Origin of the sequence: Streptomyces hygroscopicus subsp. hygroscopicus (genome assembly GCF_001553455.1) — a bacterium.
GTDB lineage: Bacteria > Actinomycetota > Actinomycetes > Streptomycetales > Streptomycetaceae > Streptomyces > Streptomyces hygroscopicus.
Window position 1 is genome coordinate 1 of record NZ_BBOX01000338.1, and the last position, 22,376, is coordinate 22,376.

Consider the following 22,376-nt stretch of genomic DNA (forward strand, 5'->3'; position numbering starts at 1 on the left):
CCTCACCCCTCCCCCTCTCATCACTCGCCCCCTTCGGGGCCCTTCCGGCTCATCCACCTCGGTGTCGCCCCGCGCGGCGCACATCCCTCGAACACCCCGTGGAGCGACAGTGAAAACAGGCGACCAGATCGTCCAGGACCTTCCATGGAGATGGGGGGTCCAGGGCAGGATCTTCATCATCGGCGGCCTCGGCTACCTCTTCGACGCCTATGACATCGCCCTCAACGGCTTCCTGATGCCGGTGCTGGGCGACCACTTCCACCTCAGCCTCCCCCAGCGCGGTCTGGTGGCCACCGCCAATCTGGTCGGCATGGCCGTGGGCGCGGTGACCTGGGGCGCGATCGCCGACCGCATCGGACGCAAGAAGTCCTTCAGCGTCACCTTGCTGGTCTTCGCGCTGTTCTCGGTGGCCGGTGCCCTCGCCCCGAACTACCCGGTCTTCCTCGCCCTGCGCTTCATCGCGGGTGTCGGGCTCGGCGGCTGTGTCCCCGTCGACTACGCCCTGGTGGCGGAGTTCTCCCCGACGAAGTACCGCGGACGCGTCCTGACCGCGCTGGACGCCTGGTGGCCGATCGGGGTGACCCTGTGCGGTCTGGTCTCGACGGCCATGCTGTCCCTGGAGGACAACTGGCGGTGGATGCTCAGCGTGATGACCATTCCGGCGCTGCTGCTGTTCTGGGTGCGACGGGGCGTGCCGGAGTCGCCCGTCTACCTCAGCAGGAAGGGCAGGGAATCCGAGGCGCGGGCCGTCATCGACGACCTGGTCGCCCGCACCGGCGCACCGGTCGAGCCGTACGTCATTCCGGCCCCGGTGCCCGAGGCCGGGGCAAACGGCCCGCGCGCCGCCCTCGAACAGCTGCGTGCGGTCTGGGCGTTCAGCCCGCGCATCACCTCCGCCGCCTGGCTGCTGTTCGCCACCGTCATGCTGGTGTACTACGCGGCCCTGAGCTGGCTGCCGTCCATTCTCAAGGACGAGGGCCTCGGCGACACCGCCGCCTTCATGAGCACCACGCTGATGAGCGCGGTCGGCATCGTCGGGGTCCTGACCTCCACGGTGCTGGTGGACGCGGTCGGCCGGAAGTGGCTCATCGGGGTCTCGGCCCCGGTCGCCTCGCTCGCGCTGGTGGCGTTCGCGCTGATGATGCGCATGCCGACGGGTTCGGTCGTGACCATCGCCGGGTTCGGCTTCCTGATGCAGCTGACCATCCCCGCCATGTACGCCTACGTCTCCGAGCTGTACCCGACACAGCTGCGGGCCAGCGGTTTCGGCTGGGCGTCCTCGTTCAGCCGGGTGCTCACCGGCTTCGCCCCGATGCTGTTCGGCTCGGTGATGTGGCCGCTGCTGGGACTGCCGCTGACGTTCGCGGTCCTGGCCGTGGCCGTCCTGGGGGCCGTCGCCTGGACGGCGGTCGCGGCTCCCGAGACGAAGGGGCGTGCCCTCGACGAGGACGACCCGGCCGCGCTGCCCGCCCAGGCGTCCCCGGAGCCGGCCGTCGGCCAGACGGTGCTCTGAGGGACCGCCCACCCCGACCGGGCCGCCCGGGTCGGCCTTCGCACACGACAGGAGAGACATGAAGCCCGCTCCCTTCCGGTACCACCGGGCGCGCGACGTCGAGGGCGCCACGGCGCTCCTGGCCGAACTGGGCGACGAGGCCAAGGTCATCGCCGGCGGCCAGAGTCTGGTCGCGATGATGAACTTCCGGCTGGCCCGGCCGGGGCACCTGGTCGACATCGCCGGCCTGCGCGAGCTGGACCATCTCGGGGCCGGGTCCGGCGGCGGGCTGCGCATCGGGGCGCTCACCACCCACCACACGGTGGAGACCGCGCCCGCGGACCGGCTCGGGGCGGGTTTCGAGGTGATCCGCGATGCCATGCGGTGGATCGGCCATCTGCCGATCCGGACCCGCGGCACCGTGGGCGGCAGTATCGCGCACGCCGACGCGACCGCCGAGTGGTGCCTGCTGGCCGTGCTGCTCGACGCCGAGTTGGTGGCCCACGGCCCGCGCGGGCGGCGGACCATCCCGGCCGGGGAGTTCTTCTTCGGTTACTACACCACCGCGCTGGAGCCCGACGAGATCCTGGTGGAGATCGTCTTCCCGGGCCCCGCGCCGCACGCGGCGCTCGCCGAGTTCGCCGAGCGCCGCGGGGACTTCGCCATCGTCTCCGCCGCGGTCGACCTGACGACCGACGGTGCGGACGTCCGCGGCGGCCGGGTGGCGCTGGGCGGTGTCGCCGCGATGCCGGTACGGGTGCCCGAGGCGGAGGCCGTGCTGGCGGCCGGGGGCTCGTTCCGGGACTGCGCGGAGGCGGCCGCCCGCGCCGTGGACCCGCCGGGCGACGCCAACGGCAGCGGCGACTACCGCAAGCACCTCATCCGCAATCTGATCGAGCGAGCCTGTAAGGAGGCGATGTCACGATGACGTCCGCCAGGGACGACCAGCTGGTCGGCAGGTCGGTGGCGCGCCGCGAGGACCCCCGGCTGCTGTCCGGACGCGGCCGTTTCGTCGACGACATCGAGCTGCCCGGCATGCTGCACGCGCAGTTCGTCCGCAGCACGGTCGCTCACGGGACGATCACCGGCATCGATCTGACGCGGGTGCGTCAGGTCCCGGGTGTCATCGCCGCGTTCACCGCCGCCGACCTGGAGCTGGGTGACATCACCGCCCGGCTGGACCGCCCGCCCTCGGAGTTCGTGCCGACCGCGATGCCCGTCCTCGCCCGCGACCGGGTCCGCTACGTCGGCGAGCCCGTCGCCGTGGTCGTCGCCCGCGACCCCTACGTCGCCGAGGACGGTCTGGAGGCCGCCACGGTGACGTACGCGCCCCTCGCGCCCATCCGGTGCGAGGAACAGGCCCTGGCCCCCGACGCCCCGCGGGTGCACGCGGAGGCCGCCGGGAACACCCTGGTCGACGTCAGCCTGTTCGCCACCGAGGGCATCGACGAGGTCTTCGACCAGGCTCCCTGCGTGGTCCACGTCGACGTGCGGACCGGACGGCAGAACGCCCTGCCGCTGGAGACGCGTGGCGCGGTGGCGCGGTGGGACGACCGGGAGGAGCAGCTGGTCCTGCACACCTGCACCCAGACTCCGCACCAGGTGCGGACCGTGGCCTCGCGGTGTCTGGGACTGGACGAGCGCGCGGTGCGCGTGATCGTCCCGGACATGGGGGGCGGCTTCGGCCTCAAGTGCGTGGTCGGCCGCGAGGAGATCGCCACCGCGGCGGCCGCGCTGCGGCTCGGCCGGCCCGTCAAGTGGATCGAGGACCGCAAGGACGCCCTGTCGGCCTCCTTCCTCGCCCGCGAACAGCACTACCGCGCACGCGCCGCCTTCGACACCGACGGCCGGATCCTGGGCCTCGACACGGATGTGGTGTGCGACATGGGCGCCTACTCCTGCTACCCGTTCACCGCCGGTATCGAGCCGCTGATGGCCGCCGCGGAGATGCCCGGCGTCTACAAGGTCCCCGCCTACCGGGTGCGCGGCCGGGGCATCACCACCAACAAGGCGCCCACCGCCCCCTACCGGGGCGTGAGCCGCCCGCAGTACGTGATGGCCATGGAGCGGCTCATGGAACGCGCCGCCCGCGAACTGGACCTGGACCCGGTGGAGATCCGGCGCCGCAACGTGATCACCGAGTTCCCGTACTTGGGCGTCAACAACATCACCTACGACCCCGGCTCGTACCTGGAATCCCTCGACCTGTGCGAACAATCCCTGCGCGAGGCGGGCTGGTACGACCGGCAGGCCGCGGCCAGGGCCGAGGGGCGGCACATCGGCATCGGCTACAGCTGCTTCAGCGAGCGCACCGGCTACGGCTCCACCGCCTTCGCCCAGCGCAAGATGGAGGTCGTGCCCGGGTTCGACGTGGCCGAGGTCCGCATGGACACCAGCGGCGCGGTCACCGCCACCACCGGCACCATCAGCCACGGGCAGAGCCATGAGACGACCATGGCGCAGATCGTCGCCGATACGCTCGGCCTCGACCTCGCCAAGGTCAAACTGCACCAGGGCGACACCGACCGCGTCACCTACGGCTGGGGCACCTTCGCCAGCCGCTCGATCGCGGTCGGCGGCAGTGCCGTACGTCTGGCGGCGGCCAAGCTCGGCGACAAGCTCCGTGCCATCGCCGCCGCCGAGTGGGGCGTCCACCCGGACGAGACCGAACTGGACCGGGGCCGGGTCCGCCGACGCGACGCCCCGGATGTCGCACTCACCTACGAGCACCTGGCCGACACCGCTTATCTGAGGTCGCATCTGCTGCCCAAGGACATCGACCCGGGCCTCACCGCCACCGCCGTCTTCGACGTCCACAACGACGGCACCTTCTCCAATGCCACCCACGGGGTGGTGGTGGAACTGCACGAGGACACCGGGCAGGTGGAGATCCTCGCCTACGTCTGCGTCGAGGACTGCGGTGTCGCCGTCAATCCGCAGGTGGTGGAGGGGCAGTGCCGGGGCGGCATCGCCCAGGGCATCTCAGGGGCGCTGTTCGAGCAGATCACCTACGACGCCCAGGGCGAGCCGTCGGCCACCAGCTTCATGGACTACAAGGTCCCCACCGCACAGGAGATCCCGGAGGTGGTGATCCACCACTTGGAGACCCCGTGCGCCTTCACCGCGACCGGAGCCAAGGGCGCCGGTGAGGGCGGCACCATCGGGGCGCCCGCCGCCGTACTCAACGCGGTCAACGACGCGCTGCGGCCCACCGGCGTCGAACTGGACAACACGCCCATCACACCGGAAACGGTCCACCGTGCCCTGACCCCCCGCACACCGGAGCAGACACCATGAACGACACCACCGGCCTGGGCGACGACGTCCAGCTCATCACGCTCGACGTCAACGGCGCGTCCCACGAGGTGATCACGGCGCCGCGCCGCACCCTGGTGGACGTGCTCCGCCACGATCTGCGGCTGACCGGCACCCACGTCGGCTGCGAGCACGGGATCTGCGGCGCCTGCACCGTGCTCGTCGACGGGCTCCCGGTCCGGGCCTGTCTGATGTTCGCCGCCCAGGCGGAGGGAGCGCGGATCACCACCGTCGAATCCCTCGCCGACTCCGGCACCGGCGAACTCAGCGATCTCCAGCGGGCCTTCACCGACCACCACGGCCTGCAGTGCGGCTTCTGCACCCCCGGTTTCCTGATGCTGGCCCAGGGCTTCCTCGCGGAGCGCCCGGAGGCCACCAAGGAGGAGATCCGGGAGGTCGTCGCCGCGAACCTGTGCCGGTGCACCGGCTACCAGACCATCGTCGAGGCGATCGACGCCTGCGCGACCGCCCGGCGCGCCCAGCGGGCCGTGGGCGCCGAGGAGGAATCATGCAACTGATCCACACCGTTTCCGTCAAAGCCGAGCCCGATGCGGTGTTCGCTCTGCTCAGCGACGTGGGGAAGGTGGCGTCCTGTATGCCCGGCGCCGCTCTCGAAGGCCGTGACGGGGATGCCTGGCGGGGCGCGGTCAAGGTCAAGGTGGGCCCCATCTCGGCCGCCTACGCCGGCACCGTGCGGTTCCTGGAGGTCGACGCCGAGAAGCGGAGGCTGCGGGTGCACGCCAGCGGCGCCGACACGCACGGCAGCGGCGACGCCGAGGCCGAAGTGTCCCTGGAGGTCGTGCCGGCCGAGGACGGCGCCCGGCTGAACCTCTCCACCGACCTGGTGATCCGGGGCAAGATCGCCCAGTTCGGCAAGGGAGCCATCGGCGCGGTGTCCGACAGGATCCTCCAGCAGTTCGCCCAGAACCTCGGCAGCCTTCTCCTCCAGCCGGACGGCGGACAGGCGCCCGCCACCACCGCCGGTGCGGCGCCCGCCGCGTCCGCTCCCGCGGCCGGCGCACCCGCCGAGGCGCCCGGGGAACTCAACGGGATGGTGCTGATCGCGGGCCCGCTGCTGAAGAAGTACGGCCCGGTCGCGGCCGCGTTCCTGTTCGGGCTCTCCCAGGGCTGGCTGCTGGGGAGGCGCCGATGAGCGGCGGACTGTACGGAGTCGCCACCCACCGCACCTACCAGCGGGCCGGCTTCGGGGCCGCGGTGCGGCGCGGCAGCCGTCCGGCGATCGTCGTGGTGGACCTGACCCGGGGGTTCACCGAGGACTCCTACCCCTCGGGTGCCGACCTCTCCGAGGTCGTGGCGGCCACCACGCGCCTGGTCGAGGCGGCCCGGCCGGCGGATGTGCCGGTGATCTTCACCGCGATCGCCTACACCGAGGCCGAGGCGTCCGGTGACGCGGTCGCCTGGCTGCGCAAGGCTCCCGGCCTGCGCACCCTGGTCGAGGGCAGTGAGGCCGTGGCCATCGACCCGCGGCTGCCCATGCGGCCAGGACACGATCTGCTGGTGGTGAAGAAGGGGGCCTCGGCCTTCTTCGGCACGAGCCTCGCCGCCACCCTGACCGGTCTGGGCCGCGACACCGTCGTGGTGTGCGGTGCCACCACGAGCGGCTGTGTGCGGGCCACCGTGGTCGACGCCGTCCAGTCGGGCTTCCCGGTGCTGGTGCCCCGCGCCTGCGTGGGCGACCGGGCCGAGGGGCCGGCGGACGCGGCGCTCTTCGACATCCAGGCCAAGTACGGCGACGTCATCACCCTCGAGGACGCCGTCGGCTACATCGGCTCCGTTCCCGCCCCGGCGGCTCCTGACGCGGCCCGGCGCCCCCACCGACGAGGAGAGAGCACATGACACGGCGTTCGGTCCCGCAGAGCGCGCTCGCCGATCTGGCCGATGTGCCGGCCACCAGCCGGTGGGTGCGCTCCGGAGACGTCCGGCTGCACGCCCTCGACTACGGCGGCGACCTGCCGGCGCTGGTCGTCCTGCCCGGTATCACCAGTCCCGCGATCACCATGGACTTCGTGGCGCGCGAACTGACCGACCTGGTCAGGCCGGTGGTGCTGGACGTACGCGGCCGGGGTCTTTCGGACGAGGGCGACGGCTACGGGCTGGCGGAGTACGCCGAGGACACCGAAGCCCTCATCACCCGCCTCGGCCTCGACCGTCCGCTGCTCCTCGGCCACTCCATGGGCGCGCGGATCGCGGCGGCCGTCGCGGTGCGCGCCGAGGTGCCCCTGCGCGGCACCGTGCTGGCCGATCCGCCGATGAGCGGCCCGGACCGCGGGCCCTACCCCACCACCCGGGAGGTGTTCCTGCGGCAGCTCGCCGAAGCGCGGCGCGGAACGGACGCCGACGAGGTGGCCGTCTCCTGGCCCACCTGGCCGCGGCGGGAACAGGAACTGCGGGCGCGCTGGCTGTCCAGCTGTGCCGAGGAGGCCATCGTGGCCACCCACCACGGCTTCGAGCACGAGGACTTCTTCGACTGGTGGCCCAAGGTGCCCGGCCCGGCCCACCTGCTCTACGGGGCCGACAGTCCCGTCGTGACGTCGGACGGGGCGCGGGAGGCGGCCGAGAGCAATCCGGCGGCGCCGCTGCACAGGATCCCCGGCGCCGGACACATGATCTTCTGGGACGCCCCGGCCACCGCCACCGCGACGCTCCGCACCGTGCTCACCGCCCTCCTCTCCCCGCCCGCCGGCCCCCATCAGCGCGATCAGGCGCATGGCGGCTCCTGATGCGCCATCAGGTCTGCCAGACCGCCCGCGGCTCCCGGCCGCCCGGCCGGTGCCCGCTGCCCTGATTCGAAAGGACCAACCCCATGACCGACCATCACATCGGGCTGATCGTGCCCAGCTCCAACCTGACGATGGAGACCGAGCTTCCCCGGATGCTCACCGCGCGGGAGTCCATCGCGCCCGAGGACCGCTTCGTCTTCCACAGCAGCCGGATGCGGATGAAGCACGTCACCCCCGACGAGCTGCGCGACATGAACGCGCAGACCGAGCGGGCCGCCCTCGAACTGGCCGACGCACGGCCCGATGTCGTCGCCACCGCCTGCCTGGTCGCCATCATGGCGCAGGGGCCGGGCCACCACTGTGTGGCCGAGGCCGACATCACCTCCGCACTGCGGGCCGAGGGCGCCCACGCCCCCGTGGTCTCCAGCGCCGGTGCCCTGCTCAGCGGCGTCGAGGCGCTCGGCGCCCGCCGGGTCGCGATCATCACGCCGTATATGAGGGAACTCACCGCCAAGGTGGTCCACTACCTCGAGGAGGCCGGGATCGAGGTGGTCGACGCGCTCAGCCTCGAAGTGCCGGACAACCTGGCGGTGGCCCGTCTCGACCCCGCGGATCTCCGTACGCACTGGCGCCGGTTGAACCTGGGCAGGGCCGACGCGCTGGTGCTGTCGGCCTGTGTTCAGATGCCGTCGCTGGCGTCGATCCAGCCCGTCGAGGACGAGGCGGGGCTGCCCGTGCTGTCAGCGGCCACCTCCACCGCGTTCCGCATCCTCGCCGAACTCGGGCTGCCGCCCGTCGTGCCCGGCGCCGGGCGGCTGCTCGGCGGCCAGGTCTCCGGCCCCGGCGGCAGCGGCGCCGAAGCGATGGCCGGCCGGAGCTGAGAGGAGGCGTCGGTGCGCGATGTGCTGGAGCCGCTGGGCTCCTGGTGGGCCGAGGGCAAGGCGTCCGCCCTGGCCACCGTGGTGGCCACCCACCGCTCGGCGCCGCGCCGGCCGGGCGCGTCCATGCTGGTGGGGCCCGGCGGCGAGGCGGTCGGCAGCATCTCGGGCGGCTGCGTCGAAAGCGCCGTGTACGAACTGGGCGGCGAGGTGCTCGCCGGGGCCCCGCCCGTGCTCCAGCGGTACGAAGCCTCCGGCGACGACGCCTTCGCGGTGGGGCTGACCTGCGGCGGCGCCCTCGAAGTGTTCGTGGAGAGAATCGACTCGGCGACCTTCCCGCAACTGGGCGAGGTGGCCGAGACGGTCCGGGGCGGACGGCCGGTCGCGGTGGTCACCGTGGTCGCGGGGCCTCCCCGGAGCCTCGGCCGACGGCTGGTCGTCTGGCCCGACCGCGCGTCGGGCGGCACCGGCCGGGACCGGCTGGACGGCCCGCTGTGCGAGGAGGCCCGGCGCCTGCTGGCCCTCGGCCGCTCGGCGGTCCTGCGCTACGACGGGGACACACCGGGTCAGGGCGCCGGTCCCGGTGAGAACGAGAGGCTGGAGGTGTTCGTCGAGACCTTCGCGCCCCCGCCCCGGATGATCGTGTTCGGCGCCATCGACTTCGCGGCCGCCCTCGCCCGGATGGGGTCGTTCCTCGGGTACCGGGTCACGGTGTGCGACGCGCGTCCGGTCTTCGCCACCGCGGACCGGTTTCCCGGCGCCGACGAGGTCGTCGTGGAGTGGCCGCACCGGTATCTCGCCGCCGAGGCCGGGGCCGGGCGGATCGACGCACGCACCGCGCTCTGCGTCCTGACCCACGACCACAAGTTCGACGTCCCGCTGCTGGAGGTCGCGCTGCGCCTGCCCGACGTCGGTTACCTCGGCGCCATGGGGTCCCGGCGGACCCACCAGGAGCGGTGGGAGCGGTTGCGGGAGGCCGGGCTGACCGAAGCCGAGCTGAAGCGCCTGTCCAGTCCGATCGGCCTGGACCTGGACGCGCGGACCCCGGAGGAGACCGCGGTCGCCATCGTGGCCGAGATCATCGCCCTGAGGGGGGCCGGCAGTGGCCTTCGGCTGGCAGACCGGTCCGGACCGATCCACCTCGGACCCGGCCGGTGAGCCCGCGGCCGGTGCCCCGGGGGTGCGCCGGTGCCCGGGAGTGCCCCGGTGCCCAGGAGTGCCCCAGTGCCCGGCGGTGCGCCAGTGCCGGGGGTGCGCCAGTGCCGGGGGTGCGCCGGTGCCCGCCCCGCTGTCCCCCGGCGTCAACCCTGCGTGCTTAAGTAGGTTCCATGACTGACCCCACCCCGCCCGCCGAGACCGGCCCGGAGGCTCCCACTGCCTTGACAGCCGCGCCCGGCTATCAGGTTCGCCGTCTCTACCAGGCCTATCTCGCCGTGTGGGCACGGGAGGTGGACCCGGTCCTCACCGGCCCTCAGTTCGCGGTGCTGCAGGCAGTGGACACCCATCCCGGCCAGGACCAGCGTTCCATGGCCGCCGCCGTCGCCCTGGACACCTCCACCATGGCCGATGTGGCGCGCCGGCTGGAGAACCGTGGTCTGCTCGCCCGGCGCACCGCCGCGGCCGACGGCCGTCGCAAACTGCTCTACCTGACCGACGCGGGCCGCGAGGCCCTCCAGGGGGCGAACCACCGGGCGCGCAGGCTGGATGCGATCCTCCTGGAGTCCTTCGACGAGGCGGAACGCGAGCTGTTCGTCCATACGCTGAAGGCGCTCGCCGACCGCTGGGAGGGCCTGGCGGAGGCGGCGTAGCCGACCACCGGGCCCGCGCACACCGCTCGCCCCTGGCACCTGGCAAGGATCTGCCAGGCGCTGAGGGCGCCGGGACCGCCCGACGCCCGTCCGGCACCATCGCCCCCTCCCACGGCCCGCCCCTCGGGCCACCGCCCCCCCTACGCGACGAGTCCACACCGGCCCGGAAACCGCACCCGAGGCGTGGCGCCCACCCCTCCCGACCACGCGGGGCAGCCCCTCCCGGCCACGCGGGGCGCCGTCGCCGTCCACACCGTGAGCCGCCGGACCGTCCACCCGGCGCCCGCGGCTGCCGGGAGGGCCCCGGCCTTCAGTCCTCGGCGGTCCCCTCCAGGGCCAGCGTCAGCCGCCGGATGGCCGCCCGCACCCCGTCGCCGTACGGATCCTCGCCGAGCGCACCGGCGGCCGCCCGCGCCAGCTCCAACTGCTCGCGGGCCGCGTTCTCCTGACCCAGTCTCAGATAACCGGCGGCCACGTTGAGGTGGAGGGAGGGGACGAACGCCCGTGGCGCCGGTCCCCCGGTGAGCCCGTCGGCGGCGGCGAGCGCCCGCAGGTCCCAGATCAGCTCGTCGAGCGGATCGTCCTGGGTGTCGGCCAGATAGTGGGCGAGGGCGCAGCGGTGGAAGGGCGCGCCGTCCGGTTCGAGCTCCTGCCACAGCGCGGCCAGGCGGTTGCGCGCCTCCTCCCGGTCACCGCCCCGGTGCAGCATGACCGCCTGACCGATCCGGGTCAGCACGGCCTCGGCCTCCGTCGCCTCCCGCCGCGGTTCCGTCATCGTGGCCTCCCGTCTTTCGGACGAGGCTAGAGGGCCCGCCGGACGGATCACGCACCGTCCGTGCCCGGTCCGCCCGGCGTGTCGTGGTCCGGGTCCCCGGGGGTGGCGTACGGCGTGCCGTAGCGGCGGGCCAGTTCGGCGACGGCTCGGGCGACGGCCGACCGCAGCTCGGGCGGCCCCAGCACCTCGGCGTCGGTGCCCAGCCGCAGCATGTCGTGGACCGCGACCGGCAGCGGCTCCACGGGGAGGACGACACGCTGCCGCCCCCGGTCGTCGGGCGGGCCCGCCGCGGCCACCGCCCGCGCGCCCACCGCCCCGAACTGCATCGGCAGCAGCTTCACCCCGCGCTCCGACAGCAGCAGTTCGGCCTCGCCCGCGAAGCGCGAGGACTCCAGCCGGCGGGACGACTCCGCCCAGTGGGCGGCGAGGTCGAATCCGGCGGGCCGTTCGAAGACCTCCTCCAGCACCTCGGCGGTGAGGATCCGCGACACCCGGTAGCTGCGCACGCTGTCCTGGGCCTGTGCCACCAGGTACCAGATACCGGCCTTGAGGACGAGGCCCAGCGGCCACAGCTCCCGCCGCACCTCACCGCGCCAGCGGCGGTAGCGCACCCGCAGGACCCGCCGCTCCCAGACGGCCTCGGCGGCCGCCGCCAGATGGGGCACCGGCTCGGCGTCCCGGAACCAGCCCGGCGCGTCGAGGTGGAAGCGCTCCTGGATGCGGCGGGACCGCTCCCCCAGCTCGGCCGGGAGGGCGGCCCGCAGCTTCAGCTGGGCCGTGGTGAGGTCGGCGCCCAGGCCCAGCTCGGCGGCCGTGCCCGGCATCCCGGCGAGGAAGAGCGAGTCGGCCTCGTCGCCGGTGAGCCCGGTCAGCCGGGTGCGGTAGCCGTCGAGCAGCGAAAAGCCCCCGGCCGGGCCCCGGTCGGCGTACACCGGCACGCCGGAGGCGCTCAGCGCCTCCACGTCGCGGTAGACGGTGCGCACCGAGACCTCCAGCTCGGCGGCGAGTTCGGACGCGGTCATCCGGCCCCGGTTCTGCAGCAGCAGGAGCAGCGAGAGAAGGCGGTCGGCGCGCATGCGGTCCATTGTGGCCGCCATACCTGACAAAAGATGTCAGGTACGGCGGCCAGAGTGGTTCCCACCGCCGAACCGGCGGACCACCATCAGCCACGCGCGGTCCCCGGACCGCCGACCAGTCTCGAGGACCCACCATGACCACGCACACCACCGGTCACTTCAGCTACGCCGACTGGAAGGAGACGGCGGCCGGAGCGGCCGAGGGCGGCGCGAAGCTGGCCCACGCCGTGGTGACGAACACCTTCTCCGGCGGTATCGAGGCGCCCCGGACCTCCTGTCAGTACGCGATCACCTATGTGACCGAGAAGACCGGCGTCTGCTGCGGCTACGAGCTGCTGACCGGCACCCTCGACGGGCGCGCGGGCAGCTTCGTGGTGGTGCAGCACGGCTCCTGGGGCGAGGACGCCACCGTTCACTGCTCCTTCGAGGTGGTGCCCGGATCCGGCACCGGCGAGCTGGCCGGGCTCACCGGATCGGGCACCTTCTCCGCCGTACGCGGGGAGACCGAGATCCCCTACAGCTTCGACTACCAGCTCTAGTGCCGGGTCAGGCGCCGAGGTCCGGGATCCGCCAGTCGATCGGGGTGTGCCCCTGGGCCTTGACCGCCTCGTCGATCTGGGTGAAGGGGCGCGAGCCGAAGAACTTCTTCGCCGACAGCGGGGACGGGTGCGCCCCCTTCACCACCGCGTGCCGCGACTCGTCGATCAGCGGCAGCTTCTTCTGGGCGTAGTTCCCCCAGAGCACGAAGACGGCCGGATCGGGCCGCGAGGCCACCGCGCGGATCACCGCGTCGGTGAACTTCTCCCACCCCTTGCTCTTGTGGGAGTTGGCCTCGCCGCCCCGGACCGTCAGCACCGCGTTGAGCAGCAGCACGCCCTGCTCGGCCCACGGCATCAGATAGCCGTTGTCCGGCACCGGATGGCCGAGTTCCTCCTTCATCTCCTTGAAGATGTTCCGCAGCGAAGGCGGGGTCCTGACGCCCGGCCGCACCGAGAAGCACAGACCGTGGCCCTGGCCCTCGCCGTGGTACGGGTCCTGGCCGAGGATCAGCACCTTCACCTGGTCGAACGGCGTGGCCTCCAGCGCGGCGAAGACCTCCTCGCGCGGCGGGTACACCGGCCCCTTGGCCCGCTCCTCCTCGACGAACTCGGTGAGTTCCTTGAAGTAGGGCTTCTCCAGCTCCTCGCCGAGGACCCCGCGCCAGGACTCGGGCAGCACATAGGGCACGTCTACAACCTCCGGTCGGTGTTCCGTCTAGGGCACAGAACCTACCGGCGGCCACCGACAGCGCCGCACGCGGACTCCGCCCCGTGCGGCGGAGCCCGCGATCGCGGGGCCGGGCCGGGCGCCGCTCGGCCCGGGCCGTTGCGCGGGCCGGTCAGCCCAGCCCGTTGCCCAGGAGGATGCCGCCGTCCACGACGAGGGTCTGGCCGGTGACCCACGCCGCCTGGTCGGAGGTGAGGAACGCGGCCGCGCCCCCGATGTCCTCCGGTACGCCGAGCCGCTTCAGCGGGTACGCCGCGGCGGCCTCCTCCTCCCGCCCCTCGTACAGGGCGGTGGCGAACTTGGTCTTCACCACCGCCGGCGCTATGGCGTTGACCCGCACCCGGGGGGCGAACTCCTGGGCGAGCTGCACCGTCAGGTTGATCATGGCGGCCTTGCTGACGCCGTACGCTGCGATGAACGGCGAGGGCGACAACCCGGCGAGCGAGGCCATGTTGACGATCGTGCCGCCGTTCTCCTTCTGCCATGCCTTCCAGGTCCGCTGGGCGAAGCCCAGCGCCGAGACGACATTGGTCTCGAAGACCTTGCGGATCACATCCAGGTCCAGATCGGCGATGGGCGAGTAGACCGGGTTGGTGCCGGCGTTGTTGACGAGGTGGTCGACCCGCCCGAACGCCTCCATCGTCCGCTCCACGGCGGCCGCCTGGTGCGCCTGGTCATGGGCCTTGCCGGCGACGTAGATGGCGCGGTCGGCGCCGAGCCGCTCCACGGCCTCCTTGAGCGCCTCCTCGTTGCGCCCGGTGATGCACACCCGGTCGCCACGGGCCACCATCGCCTCGGCGACGGCGTAGCCGATCCCCCGGCTCGCCCCGGTGATGAGCGCGGCCTTGCCGCTGTCCTGTATCTGCGCGGTCACTGGTCTGTGGCTCCTGATCAGTTGAGCGGGCCGCCGGCCACGTACAGGACCTGGCCGGAGACGAAACCGGCCGCCTCGCCGGTGAAGAAGGCGATCGCGTTGGCGATGTCGGCGGGCTCGCCGACCCGCTGCACCGGGATCTGGCTCGCGGCCGCCTTCTGGAAGTCCTCGAAGCCCATGCCGACGCGCTCGGCGGTGGCGGCGGTCATGTCGGTGGCGATGAAGCCGGGGGCCACGGCGTTGGCGGTGATGCCGAACTTGCCGAGCTCGATGGCGAGGGTCTTGGTGAAGCCCTGCATACCGGCCTTGGCCGCGGCGTAGTTGGCCTGGCCGCGGTTGCCCAGCGCCGAGCTGCTGGAGAGGTTGACGATCCGGCCGAACCCGGCGTCCACCATGTGCTTCTGGCAGGCCCGCGACATCAGGAACGCGCCCCGCAGATGCACGTTCATCACGGTGTCCCAGTCGGAGTCGCTCATCTTGAAGAGCAGATTGTCGCGGAGCACACCCGCGTTGTTGACCAGGATCGTCGGCGCGCCGAGCTCCTCGGCGACCCGCCGGACGGCGGCCTCGACCTGCTCGGCGTCCGACACGTCGCAGCCCACGGCGATGGCCTTGCCGCCCGCCTCGGTGATCTTCTCCACGGTGCCCGCACAGGACCCCTCGTCGAGGTCGAGCACGGCGACGACGCGGCCCTCCTCGGCCAGGCGCACGGCGGTCGCCGCGCCGATGCCGCGGGCCGCGCCGGTCACGATGGCAACGCGCTGCTCGGTGGTGGACATGCGGGTTCTCCCTCGCCTCGATGCTCACCGCCCCGGTCCCGGGAGTGAGCAACCGCTTAGTCTCTTCTGCGCACGAGACGCTATGAGGCCCGCCACCGCCTGTCAACGACCCGCCGTGATGCCCTTGCTCACCCTGGCCGCCCGGCGCGCCGACCCGGACCGTTCAGCGCACCAGCAGATCGAGCAACCGCTCGACCTCCGCCTCCGCGTCCGCCGTCAGACCCGTGTGCACCGGGCCCGGCTGGACCACCGTGGAGCGGGGTGCGACGAGCCAGCGGAAGCGCCGTCCCGCGTCCTCCCCGGCCGCCTGGCCGGCCCGCTCCCCCCCGCCGCAGACGCACTCCACCGCGCGCAGCGCGGCCCGTACGGCCGGTACGTCCGCCGAGGGGTCCAGGGCGCGCAGCCGGTCCTCGTCCAGATGGACGCGGGCCGCCACGAAGGACGTGGCGCGGCAGTAGACGACCACGCCCGCGTTGATCCGCTCACCGCGCTCGACCCGGGGGACGACCCGCAGCACGGCGTATTCGAAGACGTCCCGGCCGTTGTGGAACCCGCTCACCGCGCCGCCTTCCCCTCGACCCACACCCGCAGCCACTCCGGGGCCTTGGACGGCTCCTCACCGGCGCGCTCCCCGAGCGTGATCCTGGCGCCGACCGTGGCCGCCCGCTCCAGCAGCACCTCGACATAGGCGCGGCGCACCGCGTCCGGGCCGTCGAAACCCGGCTCGTCGGTCAGCCATTCGTCGGGGACGTCCGCCACCACCTCGGTGAGCAGTTCCTCGGTGATCCGCGGTGCCAGGGCCGCGGCGGCCGCGGCCACGTCCGGCGCGAACGAGGCCAGGACGTGGTCGGAGGCGTCGTACGGCTTGCCGGCGGCGGCCTCCAGCCCGCGCCAGCCGTGGTGCCAGATCATCGTGGCGCCGTGGTCGATGAGCCACAGCTGTCCGTGCCAGACCAGCATGTTGGGGTTGCGCCAGGAGCGGTCCACATTGCCGATGAGCGCGTCGAACCACACCACCCGGCCGGCCTCCTCCGCGCTCACCGCGAAGGCGAGCGGGTCGAAGCCCAGCGAGCCGGGGAGGTAGTCCATGCCGAGGTTGAGCCCGCCGCTGGCCTTGAGCAACTCCTGCACCTCCTGGTCGGGTTCGCTCAGCCCGATCACCGGGTCCAGCTGGATCCGCACCAGGTCCGGGACCCGGAACCCCAGCCGGCGGCCCAGCTGACCGCATACGACCTCGGCGACGAGGGTCTTGCGGCCCTGCCCGGCGCCGGTGAACTTCATGACGTAGGTGCCCAGATCGTCGGCCTCGACGATCCCCGGCAGCGATCCGCCCTCACGCAAGGGCGTGACATACCGGATCGCGGTGACTTCAGACAGCATCCGCCCAGGCTATCGGTGGGGCCGAGGAGCCGTGGACGGACGGTGGCCGCGGCTGTCCACGCCGCCCCGTCACCGCGGGGACGCCCCCTCCGGGCCCCTTCCGGCCCCTTCCGGCGAGAGGCCCGGCCGGGCTCCAGGGTCTATCGCCGAGGGGGCGCCCGGCCGCGAGCGGCGTCTGTGACGCGCAGGGTGCCTCCCGGCGGCAGCCGGGGGAGCGTCGCCCCGTACCGGGCGTACCCGGGCGGTGCGAGCACGCGGCCGGGCGCCGGGAGCGGGGCGCCCCCCTGTGACGACAGGTCCTAACGGGCCCGGTCGACGCGGCGCTCGTCCCAGACCGGCTCCGCCGTCTCGCGGACGACACCGTCCGATCCGAAGACCAGGAAGCGGTCGAAGGACCGCGCGAACCAGCGGTCGTGGGTGACCGCCAGCACCGTGCCCGCATAGGCCGCGAGCCCGTCCTGCAGCGCTTCGGCCGACTCCAGGTCCAGGTTGTCCGTGGGCTCGTCCAGCAGCAGCGCCGTCGTCCCGGCCAGTTCCAGCAGCAGGATCTGGAACCGGGCCTGCTGGCCTCCCGAGAGCCGGTCGAAGGTCTGGTCGCCCTGGCGGTCGAGCTCGTAGCGCCGCAGCGCGCTCATCGCGCGTCCCCGGTCCCGGGCGTGCTCGGTCCACAGGATGTCGGTCAGCGTGCGCCCGGCCAGCTCCGGATGGGCGTGGGTCTGGGCGAAGTGACCGGGCACCACCCGGGCGCCCAGCCTCCACTCGCCCCGGTGGGCGACGTCCTCGCCGGCCAGGAGCCGCAGGAAGTGGGACTTGCCCGATCCGTTGGACCCCAGGACGGCCACCCGCTCCCCGTAGAAGACCTCCAGGTCGAAGGGGCGCATCAGCCCCTCCAGCTCCAGCCCCCGGCAGGTCAGCGCCCGCACCCCGGTGCGTCCGCCCGTGAGCCGCATGGTGATGTCCTGTTTGCGCGGGGGCTCCGGCGGCGGCCCGGCCTCCTCGAACTTCCGCAGCCGGGTTTTGGCGGCCTGGTAGCGCGAGGCCATCTCGTCGCTGCGCGCCGCGTACCGCTGCATGTCCAGCACCAGCCGCTTGAGCTGTGCGCGCTTCTCGTCCCAGCGCCGCCGCAGCTCCTCGAAGCGCTCGAACCGCTCCTCGCGGGCCTCGTGGTAGGTGCCGAAGCCTCCGCCGTGCACCCACACGTCGCTGCCCGCCGGGCTCGGCTCGACGCTGACGATCCGGTCCGCCGCGCGGGCCAGCAGTTCCCGGTCGTGGCTGATGAACAGCACGGTCTTGCGGGTCTCCCGCAGCCGCTCCTCCAGCCACTGCTTGCCGGGCACGTCCAGGTAGTTGTCCGGCTCGTCGAGCAGCAGCACGTCATCGGGCCCGCGCAGCAGCGCCTCCAGCACCAGCCGCTTCTGCTCGCCCCCGCTGAGCGTGCGCACCCGGCGCCACTGCGCCTTCTCGTACGGCACGCCGAGCGCGGCCGTGGTGCACATGTCCCACACCGTCTCGGCCTCGTAGCCGCGCGCCTCGGCCCAGTCACTCAGTGCCTGGGCGTAGCTCATCTGGGCGACTTCGTCGTCCCGCTCCATGATCGCCAGTTCGGCCTCGTCCACGGCGCGGGCGGCCTGGCGGATCCGGGGCTGGGCCACCGACACCAGCAGGTCGCGCACCGTCCGCTCATCGCGCACGGAACCGATGAACTGCGGCATCACCCCCAGGGAGCCGCTGACCGTGACCGTGCCGCCGTGCGGCTCCACCTCGCCGGAGACCAGCCGCAGCAGTGTGGTCTTGCCCGCCCCGTTGGGCCCGACGAGGGCGGCCACCGTGCCCTCCGCGACGCGGAAGGACACATCGCCCAGCAGCAGCCGTCCATCGGGCAGGAAGTAGACGAGGTGCGCGGCCTCCACATGTCCCATGACACGGCATTCTTGTGGTCCGGGCACCGAGGGCAAAGCGGTTTTCCGCCCTCGGCGCGGGCTGACCCCGCGGAGCTGAACGCGCGGGCCCCGCCGTCCGTATGGAGCCGTGAAACTCCCCCTGACAGGAGGCACCACCATGACGCAGCCGGCACCCACCGGGCGGGGCACCACCCGCCGTGCCGTCGTCACCGCGGCCGGAGCGGCCGGGCTGGCCGCCACGCTCGCCGCATGCGGCAAGGACGACGACGGCGGTCCGGACAGCGGCAGTGCGGGCAGCGCCCGGGACGCCGGGTCCGCGCAGCCGTCCCGGAGCGCCCAGGGCGGCGGGTCCGCACCGCCGTCCCAGGGCGGCGGGGACGGCATGGAACTGGCCAAGACCTCCCAGATCCCGGAGGGCGGTGGCATGGTCTTCAAGGACCACAAGGTCGTGGTGACCCAGCCCACCGCGGGTGAGTTCAAGGCGTTCTCGGCGATCTGTACGCATGCGGGCTGTTCGGTCGGCGAGGTGTCCGGCGGCACCATCAACTGCCCGTGCCACCAGAGCAAGTTCGACATCACCGACGGCAGCGTGAAGGGCGGCCCGGCGAGGAAGCCGCTGCCCGGCGCGCAGATCACGGTCCAGGGGAGCTCGATCCGGATGGCGTGACGGCCGTCCTCCGCCAGCAGGCGGTCACCTCGTCGGCCGTGCTGACGGTGGCCACGAGGGCGAGCGTGTGGCGGACCATCGCCGGGGTGTACGAGGCGGGCACCCCGGCGATCGCGTCCCCGGGCACCACGGCCGTGTAGCCGAGGTTGACGGCGTCGAAGACGGCGCCCGGAATCGCCACATTGGCCGACACGCCGACGATGACCAGCGTGCGGCACCCCAGGTTGCGCAGCAGCGCGTCCACCTCGGTCCCGGCGATCGGCGAGAGGCCGTGCAGCCGCCGCACCACCAGGTCCTCGGCCGCCACCGGCACCGGTGCGGCGATCTCCACCGCGGCGCTTCCGGTCAGCTGCCGGACCGGCAGCCGCTCGACGGCCCGGAACAGCGGTGCGTTGCGGTTCGCGCCGCGTCCGTCGGCGCGCCGCTCGGCCACCGCGTGCAGCACCTGGACGCCCGTGTCGTGGGCAGCCGCCACCAGCTGGGCGACCCGCCCGAGGGCACCGGACTCCCGGGCCACGGCGGCCAGCTCGGGCAGCGCGCTGTGCGGGCCCACCACACCGCGCTGGCATTCGACGGTGAGCAGTGCGCAGCCTTCCGGCCGGAGCAGTTCCACAAGGTCTTCGCGGGGACACCGGGTCACGGCGCGGGAGCGTAGCGTCCCTTGCCCCGGTGAGGAAGAGCCGTCATCCTGTGCCGCACCACCTAGTCACCGGGAGGTGCGGGGCCGGATGACCGTCACCCAGCGGCGGGGACGCCGCATCATGATGACCCAGGACGAGCTGGACGCCTTCCTCGCCGGACAGCGCACCTGCCGGGTGGCGACCGTGGCCGCGGACGGACGGCCGCATGTGAGCCCGCTGTGGTTCTGCTGGGACGGCACCGCCCTGTGGCTGTACTCCCTGACCCGCAGCCGCCGCTGGGCCGAGCTGCGCCGCGATCCGCGGATCGCGGCGGTGGTCGACGACGGGCACGACTACGGCGAACTGCGCGGGGTGGAGCTGGCCGGCGAGGCGGTGATCGTCGGCGAGGAGCCCCGCACCGGCGTGTCGTGTCCCCAACTCGACGCGCCGGAGCGGATGTTCGCGGCGAAGTACTTCGGCCTGGACACCATGCCGTACGACGGACGCCACGCATGGCTGCGGCTGGTCCCCGAGGCGATCCGCTCCTGGGACTTCCGCAAGATCCCGCGGGGCTGAGCACACCGCGGCTCACCGGGGCTCGCCGGGACTCATCGCGACTCACCGGGACCCGCCGCGGCTCACCGGGACTCACCGCGACTCACCGCGGCTCGCCGGGACGCATCGCGGCCCACCCGGACGCATCGGGGCCCACCCGGACGCACCGGGGCCGGGACCCCGGCGGGCCCCCGGCCGGCGGTCAGTCGATGATCTTCTCCCCGACCGAGCGCAGCACCTCGACCGCCGCGCGGATCGAGGGCCTGCGGTCGGCGTCCGCGCGCCAGATCGCGTAGATGTGCCGCCGCATCGTGGGCTGGCTGACGGGCACCATCCGCACTCCCTCGGGCACCGGGCCGCGGCCCAGCCGGGGCACCACGGCGATGCCCAGCCCGGCGGCGATCAGCGAGAGCTGGGTGTGGTGCTCATGCGCGGTGTGCCGGATGCGCGGCTCGATGCCCTTGCTCCGCAGGGTCACCATCAGCCAGTCGTAGCAGAACCCGCCCTTGGGCCAGGAGATCCACTCGTCGTCCACGAAGTCCTCCGGCTCGACCGCGTGCCGGTCGGCCAGCGGGTGGCCCGCGGGCATCGCCACATCCACCGGATCGTCCAGCAGGGCGGCCTTGACCAGCCCGCCGGGCATCGGCAGCGGTTTGTTGTACCAGTCCAGGACCACCGCCAGGTCGATGTCGCCGCGCACCACCGAGGGCACCGACTCATCCGGCTCCATCTCCTGCAGCCGCACGTTCAACTGCGGGTGTTCGGTGCGCAGCCGGCTCAGCGCGTCCGGGAAGAGACCTCGGACGGCGGTCGGGAACGCGCCCAGCAGCAGCTCGCCCACGGCGTGGCCGCGCTGCGCCTCCAGGTCCGCCTGGGCCAGCTCCACCTGGGAGAGGATGCGCGCCGCGTGGTCGGAGAGCAGCCGCCCGGCGTCGGTGAGGCGGATTCCGCGCCCGTTCTTGGCGAGCAGCTGCTGACCGGTCTCCCGCTCCAGCTTGGCGAGCTGCTGGGAGACGGCGGAGGTGGTGACGTGCAGGCCCTCCGCGGCCCCGCTCACCGATCCGTGGCGGGCCACGGCGTGCAGTGTCCGTAGGCGATCCAGGTTCAACATATAAGGAATGCTACGCGATACCCGGAACAGAAACTCACTTGTCCTAAGAGGTTGCAGCACACATCGTAAAGGACATGACCACAGCGACCGCCTCGGCGTCCGCCACCGCCTCCCCGCCGGCGCCCTCCTCCGCCCCCGTCCGCCGCCCGCTCCTCGACTGGCGGATCCGATTCGGCGCGCTCTGTCTGATCTGGGGTTTCAGCTTCCTGTTCATCAAGGTCGGCAACGAGGCGTTCGCCCCGTTGTACGTGACGCTCGGGCGGCTGCTGTTCGGCACCGCGGTGCTGCTCGTGACGCTGGCGGTGAAGCGGGAGCGGCTGCCGCGCGGGGCGCGGGTCTGGGGGCATCTGGCGGTGGCCGCGTTCTTCCTCAACGCGCTGCCGTTCTCGCTGTTCGCCTACGCCGAGACGACCATCTCCTCCACCCTGGCCGGAATCTGCAACGCCGCCTCGCCGCTGTGGGGCATGCTGCTCGCGGTGGTCGTGGTCTCCGACGACCGGCCGACCCGCCGGCGTGTCGCGGGTCTCGGGCTCGGCTTCATCGGCGTGTTGATCGTGCTGGGCGCCTGGCAGGGCTTCTCCGGCCAGGATCCGCTGGGCACCGGGCTGGCGCTGATCGCCTCGGCCAGTTACGCGGTCGGCTGGCAGTACGTGCGGCGCACGCTGAGCCACACGGGCCACTCCCACCTGTCGATGTCCGGCGGCCAGCTGCTCCTCGGCACGGTGCAACTCGCCCTGGTCACACCGGTGTTCGCGGCGACGCCGACGTCCTTCCCGGTGCTGCCCCTGCTCGCCGTGCTGGCCCTGGGCGCGCTGGGCACCGGGGTGGCGTTCCTGGTCCAGTACGGCCTGGTCGACGAGGTCGGCCCGACGACGGCGATGATGGTCACGTACTTCGTCCCGGTGATCGCCACCGCCGCCGGCGTGGCGGTCCTCGGGGAACACCTCACCTGGAACACGCCGGTGGGCGCCGCCGTCGTCCTCATCGGCGCGGCCCTCACCCAGCGGCGCCCCGGCCCCCGTTAGGCCCCGCCCCGGGTCCGGCCCGTCAGGGGCTGCCCCGCCGGTCCGGCCCCGGTCAGGCACCGCCCCGCCGGTCCGGGCCCCGCCCCGCCGGTCGCGGCGGATCCGTCCGGCGG

24 protein-coding genes are annotated in these 22,376 nt (G+C 73.0%); 14 read left to right on the forward strand and 10 right to left on the reverse strand.

The features are described from left to right. Window positions 1-109 precede the first annotated feature (109 nt). The 10 genes from AXW62_RS30010 to AXW62_RS30055 all read left to right on the forward strand — a co-directional run bounded on the left by AXW62_RS30010 (window position 110) and on the right by AXW62_RS30055 (window position 10,234). On the forward strand, window positions 110-1,513 hold the full coding sequence (locus tag AXW62_RS30010; protein ID WP_060947279.1) for an MFS transporter: 1,404 nt from the start codon (window positions 110-112) through the stop codon (window positions 1,511-1,513). A 58-nt stretch (window positions 1,514-1,571) separates the two neighbouring features. After that, a complete protein-coding gene (locus AXW62_RS30015) occupies window positions 1,572-2,420 on the forward strand; it encodes an FAD binding domain-containing protein (RefSeq protein WP_060947280.1) in 849 nt (282 codons plus the stop codon). Next, window positions 2,417-4,789 (forward strand): xanthine dehydrogenase family protein molybdopterin-binding subunit, encoded by a 2,373-nt coding sequence (locus AXW62_RS30020; RefSeq protein ID WP_060947281.1) that lies wholly within the window; start codon window positions 2,417-2,419, stop codon window positions 4,787-4,789. Before AXW62_RS30015 ends, AXW62_RS30020 begins: the two co-directional genes overlap by 4 nt. Next, window positions 4,786-5,325 (forward strand): (2Fe-2S)-binding protein, encoded by a 540-nt coding sequence (locus tag AXW62_RS30025; protein WP_060947282.1) that lies wholly within the window; start codon window positions 4,786-4,788, stop codon window positions 5,323-5,325. The genes AXW62_RS30020 and AXW62_RS30025 overlap by 4 nt, the downstream gene beginning before the upstream one ends. Beyond that, window positions 5,316-5,960, forward strand: a complete 645-nt coding sequence (locus AXW62_RS30030; RefSeq protein ID WP_060947283.1) for an SRPBCC family protein — start codon at window positions 5,316-5,318, stop codon at window positions 5,958-5,960. Before AXW62_RS30025 ends, AXW62_RS30030 begins: the two co-directional genes overlap by 10 nt. Continuing rightward, window positions 5,957-6,664 carry an isochorismatase family protein gene (locus AXW62_RS30035; RefSeq protein ID WP_051885645.1) on the forward strand — a complete coding sequence of 236 codons (708 nt, stop codon included), beginning with the start codon at window positions 5,957-5,959 and terminating at the stop codon, window positions 6,662-6,664. Before AXW62_RS30030 ends, AXW62_RS30035 begins: the two co-directional genes overlap by 4 nt. Further along, window positions 6,661-7,548, forward strand: a complete 888-nt coding sequence (locus AXW62_RS30040) for an alpha/beta fold hydrolase (protein WP_060947284.1) — start codon at window positions 6,661-6,663, stop codon at window positions 7,546-7,548. Before AXW62_RS30035 ends, AXW62_RS30040 begins: the two co-directional genes overlap by 4 nt. Before the next feature lie 83 nt (window positions 7,549-7,631). After that, window positions 7,632-8,429 (forward strand): maleate cis-trans isomerase family protein, encoded by a 798-nt coding sequence (locus AXW62_RS30045; protein ID WP_060947285.1) that lies wholly within the window; start codon window positions 7,632-7,634, stop codon window positions 8,427-8,429. Window positions 8,430-8,441: 12 nt separating this feature from the next. Next, the gene (locus AXW62_RS30050; RefSeq protein WP_060947286.1) at window positions 8,442-9,584 is read left to right on the forward strand and encodes an XdhC family protein; all 1,143 of its coding nucleotides are present in this window, start codon (window positions 8,442-8,444) and stop codon (window positions 9,582-9,584) included. A gap of 170 nt (window positions 9,585-9,754) precedes the next feature. Next, window positions 9,755-10,234, forward strand: a complete 480-nt coding sequence (locus AXW62_RS30055) for a MarR family winged helix-turn-helix transcriptional regulator (protein WP_030824160.1) — start codon at window positions 9,755-9,757, stop codon at window positions 10,232-10,234. 310 nt (window positions 10,235-10,544) lie between these two features. On the opposite strand, the gene AXW62_RS30060 is transcribed toward AXW62_RS30055, so the two are convergent. Next, window positions 10,545-11,009, reverse strand: coding sequence for a hypothetical protein (locus AXW62_RS30060; RefSeq protein ID WP_060947287.1), 465 nt, complete (start codon window positions 11,007-11,009; stop codon window positions 10,545-10,547). A 47-nt stretch (window positions 11,010-11,056) separates the two neighbouring features. Continuing rightward, window positions 11,057-12,085 (reverse strand): helix-turn-helix transcriptional regulator, encoded by a 1,029-nt coding sequence (locus AXW62_RS30065; protein WP_174556449.1) that lies wholly within the window; start codon window positions 12,083-12,085, stop codon window positions 11,057-11,059. 134 nt (window positions 12,086-12,219) lie between these two features. Between AXW62_RS30065 and AXW62_RS30070 the strand changes: the two genes are divergently transcribed. Further along, complete coding sequence (locus AXW62_RS30070; protein WP_030824149.1) at window positions 12,220-12,624, forward strand: DUF3224 domain-containing protein; 405 nt, start codon at window positions 12,220-12,222, stop codon at window positions 12,622-12,624. 7 nt (window positions 12,625-12,631) lie between these two features. Here the strand turns inward: AXW62_RS30070 and ung are convergent, their stop codons facing one another. From ung to AXW62_RS30100, 6 genes are all read right to left on the reverse strand, one after another. Next, window positions 12,632-13,312 carry a uracil-DNA glycosylase gene (gene ung, locus AXW62_RS30075; protein ID WP_060947288.1) on the reverse strand — a complete coding sequence of 227 codons (681 nt, stop codon included), beginning with the start codon at window positions 13,310-13,312 and terminating at the stop codon, window positions 12,632-12,634. Window positions 13,313-13,463: 151 nt separating this feature from the next. Beyond that, a complete protein-coding gene (locus tag AXW62_RS30080) occupies window positions 13,464-14,225 on the reverse strand; it encodes an SDR family oxidoreductase (protein ID WP_060947289.1) in 762 nt (253 codons plus the stop codon). Window positions 14,226-14,242: 17 nt separating this feature from the next. Further along, window positions 14,243-15,004, reverse strand: coding sequence for a 3-oxoacyl-ACP reductase FabG (fabG, locus tag AXW62_RS30085; RefSeq protein WP_060947290.1), 762 nt, complete (start codon window positions 15,002-15,004; stop codon window positions 14,243-14,245). A gap of 163 nt (window positions 15,005-15,167) precedes the next feature. Beyond that, entirely contained in the window at window positions 15,168-15,563 is a 396-nt protein-coding gene (locus AXW62_RS30090; protein ID WP_060947291.1) for a DUF3037 domain-containing protein, read from the reverse strand. Continuing rightward, window positions 15,560-16,384, reverse strand: a complete 825-nt coding sequence (locus AXW62_RS30095) for a HipA family kinase (protein WP_060947292.1) — start codon at window positions 16,382-16,384, stop codon at window positions 15,560-15,562. Before AXW62_RS30095 ends, AXW62_RS30090 begins: the two co-directional genes overlap by 4 nt. Window positions 16,385-16,683: 299 nt before the next feature. Beyond that, window positions 16,684-18,303: an ATP-binding cassette domain-containing protein gene (locus AXW62_RS30100; protein ID WP_060947293.1), complete on the reverse strand. Its 1,620-nt coding sequence runs from the start codon at window positions 18,301-18,303 to the stop codon at window positions 16,684-16,686. 139 nt (window positions 18,304-18,442) lie between these two features. Here AXW62_RS30100 and AXW62_RS30105 point away from each other — a divergent pair, with 139 nt between their 5' ends. Then, on the forward strand, window positions 18,443-18,952 hold the full coding sequence (locus tag AXW62_RS30105) for a Rieske (2Fe-2S) protein (RefSeq protein ID WP_060947294.1): 510 nt from the start codon (window positions 18,443-18,445) through the stop codon (window positions 18,950-18,952). Here the strand turns inward: AXW62_RS30105 and AXW62_RS30110 are convergent. Continuing rightward, window positions 18,918-19,592 (reverse strand): cysteine hydrolase family protein, encoded by a 675-nt coding sequence (locus AXW62_RS30110; protein WP_030824130.1) that lies wholly within the window; start codon window positions 19,590-19,592, stop codon window positions 18,918-18,920. The genes AXW62_RS30105 and AXW62_RS30110 overlap by 35 nt on opposite strands. 88 nt (window positions 19,593-19,680) lie before the next feature. On the opposite strand from AXW62_RS30110, the gene AXW62_RS30115 reads away from it, so the two are divergent. After that, a complete protein-coding gene (locus AXW62_RS30115) occupies window positions 19,681-20,148 on the forward strand; it encodes a pyridoxamine 5'-phosphate oxidase family protein (RefSeq protein WP_060947295.1) in 468 nt (155 codons plus the stop codon). 181 nt (window positions 20,149-20,329) lie between these two features. Here AXW62_RS30115 and AXW62_RS30120 read toward each other — a convergent pair whose 3' ends face one another. Continuing rightward, window positions 20,330-21,238 (reverse strand): LysR family transcriptional regulator, encoded by a 909-nt coding sequence (locus AXW62_RS30120; protein ID WP_030824127.1) that lies wholly within the window; start codon window positions 21,236-21,238, stop codon window positions 20,330-20,332. Window positions 21,239-21,312: 74 nt separating this feature from the next. On the opposite strand from AXW62_RS30120, the gene AXW62_RS30125 reads away from it, so the two are divergent. Beyond that, a complete protein-coding gene (locus tag AXW62_RS30125) occupies window positions 21,313-22,263 on the forward strand; it encodes a DMT family transporter (protein WP_060947296.1) in 951 nt (316 codons plus the stop codon). The last annotated feature ends 113 nt before the right edge of the window (window positions 22,264-22,376 follow it).

Coding starts and splice junctions, on each gene's coding strand:
- AXW62_RS30015 (WP_060947280.1), top strand. CDS start 1,572: ATGAAGCCCGCTCCCTTCCGGTACCACCGGGCGCGCGACGTCGAGGGC.
- AXW62_RS30020 (WP_060947281.1), top strand. CDS start 2,417: ATGACGTCCGCCAGGGACGACCAGCTGGTCGGCAGGTCGGTGGCGCGC.
- AXW62_RS30025 (WP_060947282.1), top strand. CDS start 4,786: ATGAACGACACCACCGGCCTGGGCGACGACGTCCAGCTCATCACGCTC.
- AXW62_RS30030 (WP_060947283.1), top strand. CDS start 5,316: ATGCAACTGATCCACACCGTTTCCGTCAAAGCCGAGCCCGATGCGGTG.
- AXW62_RS30035 (WP_051885645.1), top strand. CDS start 5,957: ATGAGCGGCGGACTGTACGGAGTCGCCACCCACCGCACCTACCAGCGG.
- AXW62_RS30040 (WP_060947284.1), top strand. CDS start 6,661: ATGACACGGCGTTCGGTCCCGCAGAGCGCGCTCGCCGATCTGGCCGAT.
- AXW62_RS30045 (WP_060947285.1), top strand. CDS start 7,632: ATGACCGACCATCACATCGGGCTGATCGTGCCCAGCTCCAACCTGACG.
- AXW62_RS30055 (WP_030824160.1), top strand. CDS start 9,755: ATGACTGACCCCACCCCGCCCGCCGAGACCGGCCCGGAGGCTCCCACT.
- AXW62_RS30060 (WP_060947287.1), bottom strand. CDS start 11,009: ATGACGGAACCGCGGCGGGAGGCGACGGAGGCCGAGGCCGTGCTGACC.
- AXW62_RS30065 (WP_174556449.1), bottom strand. CDS start 12,085: ATGCGCGCCGACCGCCTTCTCTCGCTGCTCCTGCTGCTGCAGAACCGG.
- AXW62_RS30070 (WP_030824149.1), top strand. CDS start 12,220: ATGACCACGCACACCACCGGTCACTTCAGCTACGCCGACTGGAAGGAG.
- fabG (WP_060947290.1), bottom strand. CDS start 15,004: ATGTCCACCACCGAGCAGCGCGTTGCCATCGTGACCGGCGCGGCCCGC.
- AXW62_RS30095 (WP_060947292.1), bottom strand. CDS start 16,384: ATGCTGTCTGAAGTCACCGCGATCCGGTATGTCACGCCCTTGCGTGAG.
- AXW62_RS30100 (WP_060947293.1), bottom strand. CDS start 18,303: ATGGGACATGTGGAGGCCGCGCACCTCGTCTACTTCCTGCCCGATGGA.
- AXW62_RS30105 (WP_060947294.1), top strand. CDS start 18,443: ATGACGCAGCCGGCACCCACCGGGCGGGGCACCACCCGCCGTGCCGTC.
- AXW62_RS30115 (WP_060947295.1), top strand. CDS start 19,681: ATGACCGTCACCCAGCGGCGGGGACGCCGCATCATGATGACCCAGGAC.
- AXW62_RS30120 (WP_030824127.1), bottom strand. CDS start 21,238: ATGTTGAACCTGGATCGCCTACGGACACTGCACGCCGTGGCCCGCCAC.
- AXW62_RS30125 (WP_060947296.1), top strand. CDS start 21,313: ATGACCACAGCGACCGCCTCGGCGTCCGCCACCGCCTCCCCGCCGGCG.